Genomic DNA, 14,709 nt, shown 5'->3' with positions numbered 1-14,709 from the left:
GCGACGGTGATCGCATGGACACACCACTGCTGACCGCGCGGGAAGAGATCGCCCTGGCCAGAAGAATCGAGGCGGGCGCGTACGCCGACCATCTGATCGAAGCGAACGGGCCCGACGCGGAGCTGGAGGCGATCGCCGCGGATGGACGGGCGGCGCGCGAGCGCATGATCTGCGCCAACCTCCGCCTGGTGAGGTCGATCGCCAAGCGTTACGCCGATCGGGGCCTGCCCCTGGCCGACGTGGTGCAGGACGGCAACGTGGGGCTCATCCACGCGGTCGAGCGGTTCGACCACACCCGGGGGACCCGGTTCTCCACGTGCGCGACGTGGTGGATCCGCAAGGCGATCCTTCAGGGCCTGGAGCGGGCCGCCACGATTCGCACGCCCGCGCACGCGGTGCGGCCGCCGTGGACGTGCGTAACCCTGGACACCACGTTGAGCGACATGTTGACCGACCCGGACGCCCGCACTCCCGAGCAGATCGCGGAGGCGCACCTGCTGAGGGAGACGTTGCGGCCGGCGGTCGACACGCTGGCGCCCCGCCAGGCGCTCATCATGCGGATGTGGTTCGGCCTCGACGGGCAGGCGCAGCACACGCCGCGGCAGGTGGCCGCGAAGCTGGGGCTCACTCCGACGTGGGTCCGTCAGCTGGAGAAGGAGTCGCTGGCGCGGCTGAGGAGCCTGCCCGAGGTGCTTCAGCTGGCCGGTTGAGGTAGGCGTCGACCGCGGTCGGCAGGGTCGGGAATAGCCGCTCCTCGCCGATCGAGGCGGTCAGTCCGTAGGCGTCGAGCGAGGTCCGCAGGTCCTGCTTGACGCGGGCCAGCGAGAAGACGATCGCCCGGCCGGTGAGCTCGGCGCGCAGCGCTTCGAGGGCGTCGAGCGCGGTGATGTCGACCTCGACGTTGGACTCCACGTTCAGGACGAACCAGCTCGTCTCCGGGGAGACGGTGGCCAGGGCGCGACGGCGGAAGTCCTGGGCGTTGGCGAAGAAGAGCGGTGAGTCGTAGCGGTAGACGACCAGGCCGGGGACGGTGCTGGCCGAGGGGTAGTCGTCGACGTCGTGCATCCCGGCCAACCCCGGGACCAGGCCCTGGACGGCGTCGTGCGGGCGGGCGACGCGGTGCAGCATCTCGGCGACCGACAGGCCGACGGCGAGCAGGATGCCGTACAGGATGTCGAAGACCAGCACCCCGGCGGTGGCGGCCAGCGCGAGCAGGAGCTCGCTGCGGCGGAAGGCGGCCAGGCGGCGGAAGGCCGACAGGTCGATCAGCCGGATAGCGGCGTAGACGACGATGGCGCCGAGCGCGGCGGTGGGGAAGTCGGCCAGCAGCGGCCCGGCGAACAGCAGCACCGCGACCACTCCGGCGAGCGCGACGAGCGAGTAGCGCTGGCTGCCGGCTCCGGCAGCGTCGGCGAGGGCTGTACGGCTGCCGCTGCTGCTGATCGGGAAGCCCTGCAGCACGCCGGCGCCCAGGTTGGCCGCGCCGAGGGCCAGCAGTTCGCGGTTGGCGTCGATCTCCTGGCCGTGCTTGGCGGCGAAGGAGCGGGCGGTGAGCACGTTGTCGCTGTAGCCGACCAGCAGGACGCCCAAGGCGGGCAGGAGCAGCGCGGGCAGGTCGCCAGGATGCGGCAGGACCGGTGTCGGGAGGCCGGCGGGGATCTGGCCGACCACCTTGATACCGAGCGCCTCCAGGTCGAAGAGGGTGACGCAGGCGGTCGCGACCAGGACGGCGAGCAGGGGTCCCGGCAGGCGCGGTGTCAGCCACTGCGTGACGAAAAGGAAGATCAGGACGGCCAGGGCGAGCAGCAGCGTCGGCAGGTGGAGGCCGGGCAGGTCACGCAGGAAGGAGAGCAGGTCGCGGCCCTCCATCGGCACGCCGGTGAGCCTGCCCAGCTGGCCGAGGATCATGATGATCGCGACGCCGGTCAGGTAGCCGACCAGGATCGGCCGTGACAGCAGGTCGGCGACGAAGCCCAGTCGCAGCAGGCGGGCGGCCAGGCAGAGCAGGCCCACCACGATCGCCAGCGCGGCGGCCAGCGCGGCATAGCGGCCCGAATCCCCTGCGGCCAGAGGCGCTACGGCTACGGCGGTCATGAGGGCGGTCGTGGACTCCGGCCCGACCGACAACCGGCGGGAGGAGCCGAGGAAGGCGTAGAGCGCGAGCGGGGCGAGGACCGCCCACAACCCGGCGACCGGCGGCAGACCTGCCACGGTGGCGTAGGCCATGACCTGAGGGACGAGGTAGGCGGCGACGGTCAGCCCGGCCAGCAGATCACGACGGATCATGTCTCAGTGTCGCACCACCACGACCGGGCAGCGCGCTTGGTGCGTGAGGGCGTGGACCACCGGCCCCGGACTCAGCAGTCCGCTGCGGGTGCCCACGATGACCAGTCCCGATGGCTCCGCGCAACTCCGCCTCGCGGAAGGCGAAGTCGAGGACCGCCTCCTGTCCGGGCGAGCCGGTCACGCCCACGGCCACCTCTCCGTTGCGGAAGTCCCGGAGACCGTTGCGGGAGTCCCGGAGACCGCGAATGATCGCGACGGGGCACGCGGCCCTGGCCGTCAGATGGCGGCCCACCGAGCCGAGCAGCAGCCCGGCGAAGCCTCCCCGGCCGCGGCTGCCGACCACGACGAGAGCGGCCTCCGCGGCCCAGGCGACCGCGCGCGTCGAGGAGGCGGAGCCGTCCACGCCGACGACGACGGGCCGGTTCATCGCACACGCTCCGGTGCTGCGGTGGCCGGCCGCAGGCCCACGACGATCAACCCAGCGCCGATCAACAGCAGGACCGCTGCAGCGCTCAGCGTCCCGGTCACCAGAGCCCGAAGCGAGGGTAGCGCCGCGGCCACGTCCAGCTCGGCGTCGACACCGGCGCTGCCGTCGGCGTTCATGACCACGAAGGCCCAGTCACCGGGCTGGATCTCCCAGACGAGCGTGCCGTCCGACTGCGCGACCCAGAACGGCTGCGCGCCCGGCGCGGTCGCGGGCGGACCACCGGGGACGTCTCGTCCGGTGGTGAGCTGTTCGTGAGCCACCTCGCGCAGATAGCCGTCGAGCTGGTGCTCCGGGGCGATGCCGACGAACAGCGGCCGGTCCGAGCCCGTGGCGCGCACGCGCACCGTCCCGGCCAGGTTCCGCAGAAAGCCGGAGCCAGGCCAGTCGATGGTGACCTCCTCGCTGGTCAGGGCATGGCTGGACGTGCTCACGCGCTGGGCCGGGCTGCTGACGTAGCCGTCGTCCCCGCGCGTGAGGGCCAGCGCGGCACCACCGGTCGCGGTGGCCAGGGCGCCGAGCACCAGGACCGCGCCGACCGTGAGGGCCGCGATCGATCCGCCGGTGTGCCGGACCTGCCCGCCGTGCCGTACCGGAGGGATCTCCACGGGCCGGTCGTCGCCGCCCTGGTCCAGCCGGAACGGCGGGTAGACGTCGGTCATCAGCCCGGCGTAGGCCGCGACCCGCAGGACCCACCGGTTCAGGCCCATCACCAGGTCGAAGAGCCCGCGCGGGTAGCGGCCGACGAACAGCAGGGTGAGGGCGGCGATGAGCACCAGGATGCCGATCACGCCGCCCAGGTCGATGGTCCTGGCGACGCCGTTGTCCCAGGCGACCAGGCTGCCGCTGGTGAACAGGGCCACGACCAAGTAGTGCGGGATGGCCAGCAGCCACCACTTGACCAGCACCAGCCCGCGGGAGAGCCGCTCGGGGTAGGCGATGTCCAGGGTGGCCGGGTAGCCGGGCTCGGCCTGCAGGGAGAAGGGCGGGTAGCGGTCGGTGGCCAGCGCGCCGAAGCTGTAGCAGGTCACCCGCCAGCTCCAGCGCAGCACGCCCAGGTTGAACTCGAAGATCGAGTGCGGGTAGCGGCCGGTGAACAGGATCGCGAAGAAGGCGGCCATGGTCAGCACGGCGAACGCCATCCAGAGGAAGACGAGCAGGAAGTAGTGCGGGATGGCCAGGATCGGCTTGACGATCCACAGCCACCGGCTCAGCGGCTCATCCAGCCGGGCCGTCACGCGAACGGGATAGGTATCCATACCACCAGCGCAGCATCGCCCAAAGGCTGTGACAGGGGCCGAAGGTCACCGTTGAGCAGGACTTCGTCCCCCTCTCAGACGACGCGCGGAACGTCAGGCTGAGGATATGAACGCAATGGTTCCCGTCGGCGTGGACGGATCCGCGCCCGCCATGGCGCGGTGTGATGGGCGGCCGATGACGCCAGGAATCGCGGGCTGCCGGTACGGCTCGTGCACGTGTGCGAGCGACTGGAGGTTCAGGCGGATCGAGGAGAACCCGGTCTGTGAACATCCCGTCTCCGCGCTCGCCGGTGCCTCCCGGACCTCCGATCTGGTCGTCGTCGGCTCACGTGGCCTGGGCGCGGTCGGCTCAGGGCTGCTGGGCTCGGTGAGCCACGGCGTGCTGCACCACGCCCAGTGTCCCGTCGCGGTCGTCCGGCCCGGCAAGGAGGAGTCATGCTGACCGCCGAACAGGTGATGAGCCGCATCCTGATGGCGATCACCCCGGACGACTCCTCGCTCATGGCGTGGGAGCTCATGCGGCGCGCCGAGGTGCGCCACCTGCCCGTCGTCGACCACGGCCGGTTCGTCGGCCTGCTGAGCCGCGACGACATCCAGGCTTCCTGGTACGGCGGGCCGGACGTGCAGTCGCGCCGCCCGGTCCGTGCCCTGCTCGGCACCCGCCGCCTGCCGCACGTCCCGCCCGGCGAGGAGCTGTCCAAGGTCGCGGCGCACATGCTCGACGCGGGTCGTGACGCGATCCCGGTGATCGCCGAGGGCGGTCGACTGGTCGGCCTGATCACCACCACGGATGTGCTGGCCGCCGTCGCCGGACGGCTCCCGGCCGCCACTGGTCCGGGCGAGGTCGTCACCGGGATGTTCCACCTCGAACCTGTCCTGCCCGACTAGGAAGGAGCGCCGCGATGCGTGCACTGGTGATCTACGAATCGATGTTCGGCAACACGCGGCAGGTCGCCGAGGCGATCGCCATCGGGCTGGGCGCGGAGGCGGTCGAGGTGGGGTCGGCGCCCGACACCATCGGGGCCGAGATCGGCCTGGTGGTCGTCGGCGGGCCCACCCACGCCTTCGGCATGAGCAGGCCCGCCACCCGCAGGTCCGCCGCCGAGCAGGGCGCAGGGGAGCTGGTGTCCAAGGGGCGCGGTCTGCGCGAATGGCTGGCCGTGGCACGGATCGGGTCGGCTGCTGCGGCGGCCTTCGACACGCGGGTGAGCAGGCCCCGGCTGCCGGGGTCGGCGGCACGCGGGGCGGTCAAGCGGCTGCGCCGGCAGGGAGTCGCGCTGGCGGCCCGGCCGGAGAGTTTCTACGTGACCGGCACGACCGGGCCGCTGGTGGACGGGGAGCTGGAGCGGGCCCGTCAGTGGGGCGAGGCGCTGGCCGGGACGGCCATGGTCTGACGGGCGATCTCGTCCTCCTCGTCGGCGGGGACGACCAGCACCTTGACGGCGATGTCCAGCCGCTCCAGGCCGCTCGACGCCCCTGCGCGCACGCGGGCGTCGTGTTCGCCGACGCCGCCGGTGGAGACGATCGCGTCCACGGTGCCGAGCAGGGCGTAGTAGGCGCCGACGTATTTGCGGATGCTTCGGCAGTAGATGTCCAGGGCCAGGCCAGGCCGTACCTTGCGCAGGTCGCTGGTTCCGGCGAGGGCCTTCAACTCGGCGTCGTGGCTGAGGGCATCCTCGACGGCCTGCGGGTTCACGCCGCGGGTCCGGGCGAGGTGGCCGAGCAGCCGTTGCCCAGGTGCAGCACGATCAACCGGCTCGGCCCCGGCAGCCCGCGCACGATCGACGTACAGGAGGTGCCGTGGAAGCCGTAGCGGCGCACGCCCCACTCGGCAGGGACGGCGTAGGTGTAGGCCTCGGGTGGGGGCGTCGCGTGGAAGGCGGTGTCGAACACGGCCACCTGCGACACCCGGGAAACAGTTCCCGACATTTCAGGATCCCCGCGAGGCCGGCCGGGTTGTGCAGCGGGGCCAGCGGTTCCAGCTCTTCGATGGCGGCGATGCCCTTGTCGTCGATGAGGACGGGGTCGCGGAAGCGGGCGCCGCGGTGCACCATCCGGTGCCCGACGGCCTCGGGCACCGGATGGGCGGGCAACTCGTCCCGATGGCCGAGCGTGCCCTTGGCCAGGCGTTCGTCCCTCTCGATCAGCTGGTACTTGATCGAGGAGGAGCCGGTGTTCAGGACGAGAACGGCCACGTCCACTCCCTGATCTCGGGCGCGTCCTCGCCGTGCTCACGGGTGTGGGCGCGGGCGTGCATGCGGGCTTCGGCCATCCGCTGGCGCAGGTGAGCTTGCTGTACGGCGAGGCCGGGCACGCGGTCGATGACGTCCATGACCAGGTGGTAGCGGTCGATGTCGTTGAGCATGGCCATGTCGAAGGGCGTGGTCGTGGTGCCCTCCTCCTTGTACCCGCGTACGTGGAGGTTGGCGTGGGCGTGTCGCCGGTAGGTCAGGCGGTGGATCAGCCACGGATAGCCGTGGAAGGTGAAGATGACCGGCTTGTCCACGGTGAACAGCGCGTCGAACTCGGCGTCCGACATGCCGTGCGGGTGCTCGCTCGGAGGTTGCAGGCGCATCAGGTCCACGACGTTGACCACCCGCACCTTCAGCTGCGGCAGGTGTTCTCTGACAAGAGCGGCGGCGGCCAGGGTCTCCAGGGTCGGCACGTCGCCGGCGCAGGCCAGCACCACGTCGGGCTCGCCGCCGTCGTCACTCGAGGCCCACGGCAGGATGCCCAGCCCGCGCGTGCAGTGGGTGATCGCCTCGTCCATGGTGAACAGGTCGAGCACCGGCTGCTTGCCCGCGACGATCACGTTGACGTAGTCGCGCGAGCGAAGACAGTGATCGCCCACCGACAGCAGCGTGTTGGCGTCCGGTGGCAGGTAGACCCGCACCACGGACGCCTTCTTGTTCATCACCACATCCAGGAAGCCCGGATCCTGGTGGGAGAAGCCGTTGTGGTCCTGCCGCCACACGTGTGAGGACAGCAGGTAGGTGAGCGAGGCGATCGGGCGGCGCCAGTCGATGTCACCACAGGCGTCGAGCCATTTGGCGTGCTGGTTGAACATGGCGTCGACGATGTGGATGAACGCCTCGTAGCAGGTGAACAGCCCGTGCCTGCCGGTCAGCAGGTAACCCTCGAGCCAGCCCTGGCACAGGTGCTCGGACAGCACCTCCATGACCCGGCCGTCGGGAGCGAGATGGTCGTCGCCTTCCATCAGACGCGCGTTCCAGGTGCGGTCGGTGACCTCGAAGACGGCCTGGAGCCGGTTGGAGGCGGTCTCGTCCGGGCCCAACAGCCGGAAGCTGGTCGGGTTGGCGGCGATCACGTCGCGCAGGAGGCCTCCGAGCACCCGGGTCGGCTCGGTCGAGCTCGTCGCGGGCGCCTTCACCTCGACCGCGTAGTCGCGGAAGTCCGGCAGGATCAGGGGGCGCAGGATCTCGCCACCGTTGGCATGCGGGCTTGCGGACATGCGCTTTTCTGGTACGGCACGCAGCACGATCTCCGTAGGCCGGCCGTCGGCGTCGAAGAGCTCGCCGGGCCGGTAGGAGCGCATCCATTCCTCCAGCTGGGCCAGCCGTTCGGGGTGGTGGCGCACGTCGGCCAGCGGCACCTGGTGGGCGCGCCAGGTGCCCTCGACGGGGAGGCCGTCCACGAATCGCGGCCCGGTCCAGCCCTTGGGCGTCCGCAGAATGATCATCGGGAGCGGGCCGCCGTCGGCCATCTCGTCGAAGACCAGGTCCAGGGTTGTCGCCATCTCCTCGTGCGCGGGTCCGACGACGTGCGGGCGGTAACCGTACCCCTCCATCAGCTTTTCGAGGTCCGGCAGCGGGATCCGGTCCAGTACGGTCGGGTTGGCGATCTTGTAGCCGTTGAGGTGCAGGATCGGCAGGACCACGCCGTCCCGCTCGCGGTTGAGGAACTTGTTGGAATGCCAGCTCGCCGCCAGCGGTCCGGTCTCGGCCTCGCCGTCGCCCACGATGCAGGCGACCACCAGGTCCGGGTTGTCGAAGGCGGCGCCGTACGCATGGGCCAGGGAGTAGCCGAGCTCGCCGCCCTCGTGGATGGATCCGGGCGTCTCAGGGGCGACATGGCTGGGAATGCCGCCGGGGAAGGAGAACTGCCGAAACAGCCGCCGCATCCCTGCCACATCCTGCGAGACGTCCGGGTATCTGTCGCTGTAGGTGCCTTCCAGCCAGGCGTGCGCGACAGCTGCCGGACCGCCGTGACCGGGCCCGGCGATGTAGATCATGTCCTGGTCGCGCTCGGCGATGATCCGGTTGAGGTGGGCGAAGCAGAAGTTCAGGCCAGGGGTGGTGCCCCAGTGGCCGAGCAGCCGCGGCTTGATGTGCTCGGCCTTGAGTGGTTCGGCCAGCAGCGGGTTGTCCAGCAGGTAGATCTGGCCGACGGACAGGTAGTTGGCGGCACGCCAGTAGGCGTCGATGTGCTCAAGATTGTCCATGTCCGCACTCTCACCGCCGAGCCCTGTCTCACACCAGGGACCAAAGTCCCGGACCTCGGCTGGAGTCTGTGAGTCCTGCGACTCGGACAATCACCCGGCAGGAATGTGTTGGTGGTCACACAACGAGGAAACCGCTGGATGAGGTGATCGTGATGGCCCTCCTGCTGACTTCGACCTGCGTCGACAACGACCGGCTGAGCGAGGCCTACTTCACCGGGGCTGCCGACGAGCTGAGCTCTCACCGCTCCGGCGGAGCCGGCTCCTGTGTCTGCTGCCAGAGCGTGTGGCCGTGCCCGAAGGCCCTGGCCGCTGCTTTCCTTCTCGACATCCACAGTGCCCAAAGACCCTGTTGCGCCGTCGCGCGCAGGAGTGTGCTGGAGAGGTGGGACAAGGAAAGGAGGCCGTGATGATCCTGCCAGAGCGGAGGGACACCAGGTTCGGTCTCCCGGAGCTGCTGGAGTGGCTGGAGCACCCGATGTTCGGGTTCCGCCCCTTCGGACAGGTCATCCGGGTGGAGGACTACGTGGCCGACGGCAGGTACGTGCTGCGCGCCGAGCTCCCCGGGATCGACCCCGACAAGGACGTCGAGGTCACCGTGGGCGAGGGCGTGCTGCACATCCGGGCCGAGCGGACCCACAAGGTCTCCGAGCCGCACCGTTCGGAGTTCTCCTACGGGTCGATGACCCGGACGATCACCCTGCCCAGGGAAGCCAAGACGGACGACGTCAAGGCCACCTACAAGGGCGGCGTGCTGGAGGTCAGCGTGGAGCTGACCGACGGAGAGAAGGCAGAGGGCCGGCGCATCGCCATCGAGCACTGACCCTCGCAGCCGGGAGGCGCGGACTTCGGCCCGCGCCTTTCGGCTGTTCACCCGATGACGGGCTGCGCGGTGAACAGGTAGACCGCGATGGAGACCAGATCCTGCAGCACGGTGGCCGGCGGTCACGATCCGAACGCCGGATCGTGACCCAGCCGCCTGAGCAGCGACGGCAACCCCATCGCGAGCGCCGAGGCCACCGAGCAGGCCGCGAAGAGCGAGACGGCCGCGGTCACCGCGACCTCGGCCTTGAGGTTGCCGCCGAGCCTGGCCAGGTCCTCATCGTGCTCTTCGAGCAGCACACGCAGCAGTCGCCTGCGGGTACCAGCCCGGGGAAGACCCCATCGGGACCGGTGACGGGCAGCCCGCTCTCGCCGTGCTTGACCCCCTTCAGCGCCGCGACCTCCTGGCCGACCCGGCGGTGACGACCGGAGGGCCGGTGCCGGCGAGGGCGCCCAGCGAGGTCGCGGGATCGGCGGCCAGCAGCCGCTCGATCGCGACGAGCCCGGTGAGCCTGCCGTCCGCGTCGCACACCACGATGTCGGAGGCACTGTCGAACTGCCTGTCGAGCATCTCCTACCAGGCCTGGCCCACCGTGACGTCGCCGGAGAAGCGCGGCATCCATGAGACCGCGTGCTCGCCCGCCGTACCTGCGGCTGTGCCGTGGCGAAACTCAGAGGTGGGCACCTGGTGGAGGGCAGGCCCGCGCGAGAGCCGGCCCGGCTGGCCGCCGGTGCGGAGGCGCTGGTGCTCGGGTCGAACGCCGGCGAGCGAGGCGGGGCCTGGCTCGGCCGTGTGCTGCTGGCCTGCCTGCGCGATCCGCCCTGCCCCGTTGTGGTGATTTCGCCTCCCAAGAAGGGGTCCTCCGACCCTGCTCCGCGACCCGTCGCGCTGACACGCTCAAGGTGAAGGGAGGTGGATGAGATGAGACTGACCTGGAAGGACGCGGTGGCCACGATCTCCGCTGGCGCCGTCGTCGCGGTCTACGTCGCGTTCCTGACCGGAGCCGGCGTGCCGATCATCGACAGCGTGCGCGGCGCCACCACGACGATCCTGCTGCTCGGCCTGGCCGGCGGCTGCGCGATGAGTCGCGGCGACCTGCCCAAGGGCGCCTACACGATGCTGGCGAGCACGCTGGGGGCCATTGCCCTGCTGGCCGCCGCCGTCGCGCTGATCGCCGACGCGGAGATCGCTCTGCTGGTCTTCGCCGTGGCCACGCTCGCGCTGTGGCTGGTGGCGACGGTACGGCACGCCGTCACCCCCATGGTGAAGGCATGAATCCCGGGCCGAAGGTCCCTCCGACGAGGGCCCTTCGGCTCACGCCTGCCCCGGCGTCTCGATGATCTGGTGAAGCCATGACCGTCTCCACCCGCGACGCCGCCCGCCTGCTGGCCGAGATCGGCCCCAACGAACTGCCGCAGCCGGCGCCGCCATCGGTGCTCGCCCGCGCCGCCCGCCACCTGGCCGATCCGCTGTCCGTGCTGCTGCTGGCCGCCGGGCTGGTGACTCTGCTCATCCTGGGCGAGGTGCCGGAAGGGGCGGCAATCCTCGCCATCCTCCTGGTCAACGTGGTCATCGGCGTCACCCAGGAGGTGAAGGCCGAACGCGCGGTCAAAGCCCTCAGGACGCTCACCGCGCCGATGGCCAGGGTCCGCCGCGACGGCGTCGCCGTACGGCTGCCCGCGATCCAGATCGTTCCCGGTGATGTGATCGAGCTGGCTGCGGGAGATCGCGTGCCCGCCGACGCCCAGGTCGTGGAGGCCGCGGCGCTGGCGGTTGACGAGGCGATGCTGACCGGCGAGTCCAGGTCCGCGAACAAGCGGGCGAACGGCACGATCGAAGGCCCGCTGGGCGACCAGGACGGCTCGCTCTTCTCCGGCACGCTGGTCGTGCGCGGCTCGGGCGTCGCGGTCGTGACCCGGACCGGCGCGCGCACGGAGATCGGCCGGATCGCGACCGCGCTGGAGGGCGGTGTCAAAGGCCCGCTGGAGATCGAGCTCGCGACCGTCTCCCGGCGCGTCGGCATCCTGGCCGTGACTGCCGGGGTGGTCATGGTCGGCCTGGGCCTCGCGCGCGGCGGCATCGCCCCGCTGGACCTGGTCCTGGCCGGGGTCGCCCTGGCCATCGCCGCAGTCCCGGAGAGCATGGCCGCCGCCGTCACCACCGCGCTCGCGCTCGGTTCGCAGCGCATGGCCCGCCTTGGAGTGATCGTCCGTCGGTTGTCTGCGATTCAGGCGCTCGGCGCGACCACGGTGATCGCCTCCGACAAGACCGGCACCCTGACCACCGGACGGCTCGCCGTCGTCGAGACGCTAGGAGACCCGTGGGTGGCCGCGTCGCGCTGCAACGACGCCCGCGACGGGCTGGGCGACGCGGTCGACGTGGCCCTCGCCGCCGCTGCCGACCTGCGAGCGGTACGGCTGCCCCTGCGGGAACGCAGACTGGCCGCGCGGCCCTTCGACGCCGAGACCCGGAGCATGGCCGTCATCACCGAAGGGCCGCTGCTGACGGTGAAGGGTGCGCCGGAGGTGGTGCTGGCCCGCTGCGTCCAGGACGAGGAGACGGTACGGCTCGCGCGAGCCGTACCGGAGTTGGCACGTCGCGGATTACGGGTGCTGGCCCTGGCCGAGAAGCCGACGGCCGACCTGGACGCCGAAGGGCTGCGGGCGGTCGGGCTGGTGGCGCTGAGCGATGAGATCCGCCCCTCGGCGCGGCAGGCCGTGGCCGACTGCCGCCGTGCGGGCATTCGGGTGATCATGGTGACCGGCGACCACGCCGACACCGCCCGCGCCGTCGCCGAAGAGGTCGGCATCCACCCCGACCCCGTGGTCACCGGGACAGCCCTAGACCCCGATCCTGCGGCCGGTGATCGGGCTGCGCGGCTGCGCGAGGCCGGAGTGCTCGCCCGCGTCGACCCGGCCACCAAGCTCGCCCTCGTCACCGCGTTACGCGAGCACGGTGAGGTGGTCGCGATGACCGGCGACGGCGTCAACGACGCGCCCGCGCTGCGCCACGCCGACGTGGGCGTCGCGATGGCCGGAGACGAAGGCACCGACGTGGCCCGCGAAGCCGCCGCCGTGGTCGTCACCAACGGCGAGCTGGGCACCATCGTCACCGGCGTACGCCAGGGCAGACGCCTCCACCACAACGTCGCCTCCATGATCGGCTACCTGCTCGCCGGGAACCTCGCCGAGATCTTCCTGGTGCTGGTGGGCCTGTTCGCCTGGCCGGACCTGGTCATCCCGCTGCTGCCGGTGCACCTGCTCTGGATCAACCTCGTGCTCGACGGCATCCCCGCCATCGCCCTCGGCGTCGACCGCCCGGCCGGCGATCCGCTGAAGGGGCCGCCCAGCCGGGCCGGGCTGCTGTCCGGGCGGGTGCTGGCCCGCATCGCCGTACGGTCGCTGATTGTCGGCGTGCTGGTCTTCGCCGCGATCGAGATCGCCCGCAGGCTCGGCTGGAGCGAGGAGCAGGTGCGCACCCAGGCCGTGCTGGCGCTGGTCTTCGCCCGCCTCACCCTGGCCTACGTGGTCCGGGCCCGCCGCTGGACCTTCGAACGCGGCTGGTGGCACGGCAAGGCGATCATGATCGCCGTCATCGGCACCGCCGCGCTGCAGGCCGTGCTGACGCTCGTCGCGCCCCTGGGCGAACTGCTCGCGCTGGTCCCGATCCCGGCCACCGGATGGGCTATGGCGCTGAGCGCGGCCGTGCTCACCCCGATTCTCTGCGACCTGGCGGGCCGGAAGTCCCGGACATCAGGGACGTTCGACCGCAGCGCCGAGATTCCGGCAAAGGATGCGATAGAGGTATGAACACCATCCTTGTCGGCACAGACGGATCGCCCACCGCGAGCGACGCCGTCCGCTGGGCGGCGACCGAGACAGCCCGCACCGGGCGGCCCCTGCGCATCGTCCACGTCAGCGGCGTCTGGGCCAACGACCGGCCCACCCGCACCGTGCTCAGCGCGATCGAGACCCTGCACGACCACGAGGAGACCATCCTCGCCGAAGCCACCCGCATCGCCCGCGAGCTGGGCGCCGAGGCGACGACCACCGTCGTCCGGGGCAAGGTCACCCTCGCCCTCCAACGCGAATCCACCCAGGCCGGCCTGCTGGTGCTGGGCACCCACGGACACCACTGGACGGCATCCTTACGACTCGGCTCCACCGCGGCCGCCATCGCCGCCCGAGCCGCTTGCCCGGTGGTCGTCGTCCCCGGGCCCCCGGAGGGCGTGCACGGCGAGATCCTCGTCGGCTTCGACGAGGACTCCGAGGCAACGCTTGAGCTGGCCTTCGCCGAGGCTGCGCAGCGCGGTGCCCGGTTGCGCGCCATCCACGCCTGGCAGCCGCCCACGTTCTCGCCGTTCGTCGCCGACTGGCCCCCCATGTACGCGGGCATCTTCGACAACGCCAAGGACAGCGCTCACCGACTGCTTCAGTCCTGGCGGGAGCGGTACCCGCAGGTCGAAGTGATCGAAGAAACCGTCTGCGGTGGCGCCGTCCAGGCGCTGCGCGCCGCCTCGGCTCACGCCGACCTGCTCGTGGTCGGCTCCCGCAAGACGCTGCTCGGCTCGGTGACCAGCGGCGTGCTGCACTCCTCGCGGTGCCCCGTCATGGTGGCGCAGCACGCGAGGGTTCCGGCGGTGAGCGCGTCATGAGCTTCGTCGTCGCCCCGCCGTACCTGACCGAACGGGCCCGCCGGGACTGGGACCGCCTGCAGGAGGAAACTCCCACACCCCCGGCGTTCGACCCGGAGGACGCGGAGCGGCTGCCCGAGCCGGCCCGCCGATGGGTACGGCACGCGATCCGGCCGGGCACGCCGCTACGGCGGGCAGTGGTGCTGCACACGCACGGGATGATCAAACTCGGGTCGTGGCGGAGCTTCCGTTCGCACCAGGTGCTCAAGCCGTTCGACGGCTACGTCTGGTCGGCCGCGACCCCGCTGATCTCCGGTTTCGATCGCTACTGCGCGGGCGAGGGCGAGATGCGCCGGCGGCTGCTCGACCTGATCCCGGTCCGCTCGGACCGGGGTCCGGACGTCACCCGGAGCGCCGCCGGGCGGCTCGCCGCCGAGTTCGCCATGGTTCCGGCCGTCGCCCTCGACCCGGAGATCATCTGGTAGGAAGTGGACTCTGCTCACGCGGTGGCGCGGGTCCACGTGGACGGCAGCTGGTTCGACATCACCCTGACGGTCGCTCCGTGCGGACGTCTGGAGTCGGTGTCGCTGCAACGCTGGGGCAACCCGGACGGCGGCGCGCCGCACTACCTCACCTTCACGGCCACCTGCCTGGGTGAGATCACGTTGGACGGCTTCACCATCCCCGCTGAGATCCATGGTGCATGGGCCGGCGAGGAATTCATCTGGTACGTCATCGACCAGGCCATCTACCGGTGATGTGAGG

The 14,709-nt window shown here is 71.1% G+C and carries 12 protein-coding genes and 4 pseudogenes; 9 read left to right on the top strand and 7 right to left on the bottom strand.

What is annotated here, in order from left to right:
- Positions 1 to 14: 14 nt before the first annotated feature.
- Positions 15 to 710 carry a sigma-70 family RNA polymerase sigma factor gene (locus ACTWNK_RS23660; protein ID WP_474306655.1) on the top strand — a complete coding sequence of 232 codons (696 nt, stop codon included), beginning with the start codon at positions 15 to 17 and terminating at the stop codon, positions 708 to 710.
- Here ACTWNK_RS23660 and ACTWNK_RS23655 read toward each other — a convergent pair.
- The 3 genes and pseudogenes from ACTWNK_RS23655 to ACTWNK_RS23645 form a co-directional block, all read right to left on the bottom strand.
- On the bottom strand, positions 625 to 2,286 hold the full coding sequence (locus ACTWNK_RS23655) for a SulP family inorganic anion transporter (protein WP_474306654.1): 1,662 nt from the start codon (positions 2,284 to 2,286) through the stop codon (positions 625 to 627). The genes ACTWNK_RS23660 and ACTWNK_RS23655 overlap by 86 nt on opposite strands.
- Complete coding sequence (locus ACTWNK_RS23650) at positions 2,273 to 2,713, bottom strand: universal stress protein (protein ID WP_474306653.1); 441 nt, start codon at positions 2,711 to 2,713, stop codon at positions 2,273 to 2,275. The genes ACTWNK_RS23655 and ACTWNK_RS23650 overlap by 14 nt, the downstream gene beginning before the upstream one ends.
- Before the next feature lie 671 nt (positions 2,714 to 3,384).
- Positions 3,385 to 4,029 (bottom strand): annotated as a pseudogene (locus ACTWNK_RS23645) (DUF4389 domain-containing protein); the annotation flags it as partial.
- 262 nt (positions 4,030 to 4,291) lie between these two features.
- Between ACTWNK_RS23645 and ACTWNK_RS23640 the strand changes: the two are divergent.
- The 3 genes and pseudogenes from ACTWNK_RS23640 to ACTWNK_RS23630 form a co-directional block, all read left to right on the top strand.
- Positions 4,292 to 4,471 (top strand): annotated as a pseudogene (locus ACTWNK_RS23640) (universal stress protein); the annotation flags it as partial.
- A complete protein-coding gene (locus tag ACTWNK_RS23635) occupies positions 4,465 to 4,917 on the top strand; it encodes a CBS domain-containing protein (RefSeq protein WP_474306652.1) in 453 nt (150 codons plus the stop codon). The pseudogene ACTWNK_RS23640 and the gene ACTWNK_RS23635, both read left to right, overlap by 7 nt.
- A gap of 14 nt (positions 4,918 to 4,931) precedes the next feature.
- Entirely contained in the window at positions 4,932 to 5,423 is a 492-nt protein-coding gene (locus ACTWNK_RS23630) for a flavodoxin family protein (RefSeq protein ID WP_474306651.1), read from the top strand.
- Here the strand turns inward: ACTWNK_RS23630 and ACTWNK_RS23625 are convergent.
- Positions 5,384 to 6,083: pseudogene (locus ACTWNK_RS23625) on the bottom strand (hypothetical protein). The gene ACTWNK_RS23630 and the pseudogene ACTWNK_RS23625 sit on opposite strands and share 40 nt — an antisense overlap.
- Before the next feature lie 122 nt (positions 6,084 to 6,205).
- A complete protein-coding gene (locus ACTWNK_RS23620) occupies positions 6,206 to 8,491 on the bottom strand; it encodes a phosphoketolase family protein (protein WP_474306650.1) in 2,286 nt (761 codons plus the stop codon).
- Positions 8,492 to 8,897: 406 nt separating this feature from the next.
- Here ACTWNK_RS23620 and ACTWNK_RS23615 point away from each other — a divergent pair, with 406 nt between their 5' ends.
- Positions 8,898 to 9,311 (top strand): Hsp20/alpha crystallin family protein, encoded by a 414-nt coding sequence (locus ACTWNK_RS23615; RefSeq protein WP_474306649.1) that lies wholly within the window; start codon positions 8,898 to 8,900, stop codon positions 9,309 to 9,311.
- A 122-nt stretch (positions 9,312 to 9,433) separates the two neighbouring features.
- Here the strand turns inward: ACTWNK_RS23615 and ACTWNK_RS23610 are convergent, their stop codons facing one another.
- Positions 9,434 to 9,610 carry a hypothetical protein gene (locus ACTWNK_RS23610; protein WP_474306648.1) on the bottom strand — a complete coding sequence of 59 codons (177 nt, stop codon included), beginning with the start codon at positions 9,608 to 9,610 and terminating at the stop codon, positions 9,434 to 9,436.
- An 88-nt stretch (positions 9,611 to 9,698) separates the two neighbouring features.
- A complete protein-coding gene (locus ACTWNK_RS23605; protein ID WP_474306647.1) occupies positions 9,699 to 9,881 on the bottom strand; it encodes a hypothetical protein in 183 nt (60 codons plus the stop codon).
- A 351-nt stretch (positions 9,882 to 10,232) separates the two neighbouring features.
- Between ACTWNK_RS23605 and ACTWNK_RS23600 the strand changes: the two genes are divergently transcribed.
- From ACTWNK_RS23600 to ACTWNK_RS23585, 4 genes and pseudogenes are all read left to right on the top strand, one after another.
- The gene (locus tag ACTWNK_RS23600; RefSeq protein WP_474306646.1) at positions 10,233 to 10,586 is read left to right on the top strand and encodes a hypothetical protein; all 354 of its coding nucleotides are present in this window, start codon (positions 10,233 to 10,235) and stop codon (positions 10,584 to 10,586) included.
- A gap of 77 nt (positions 10,587 to 10,663) precedes the next feature.
- On the top strand, positions 10,664 to 13,120 hold the full coding sequence (locus ACTWNK_RS23595) for a cation-translocating P-type ATPase (protein ID WP_474306645.1): 2,457 nt from the start codon (positions 10,664 to 10,666) through the stop codon (positions 13,118 to 13,120).
- The gene (locus ACTWNK_RS23590; RefSeq protein WP_474306644.1) at positions 13,117 to 13,965 is read left to right on the top strand and encodes a universal stress protein; all 849 of its coding nucleotides are present in this window, start codon (positions 13,117 to 13,119) and stop codon (positions 13,963 to 13,965) included. The genes ACTWNK_RS23595 and ACTWNK_RS23590 overlap by 4 nt, the downstream gene beginning before the upstream one ends.
- A pseudogene (locus tag ACTWNK_RS23585) lies at positions 13,962 to 14,702 on the top strand (DUF6544 family protein). The gene ACTWNK_RS23590 and the pseudogene ACTWNK_RS23585 overlap by 4 nt, the downstream one beginning before the upstream one ends.
- The last annotated feature ends 7 nt before the right edge of the window (positions 14,703 to 14,709 follow it).

The sequence above is a fragment of the Nonomuraea sp. IBHARD001 genome (assembly GCF_056106265.1).
This window is presented reverse-complemented; position numbering and strand designations above follow the sequence as displayed.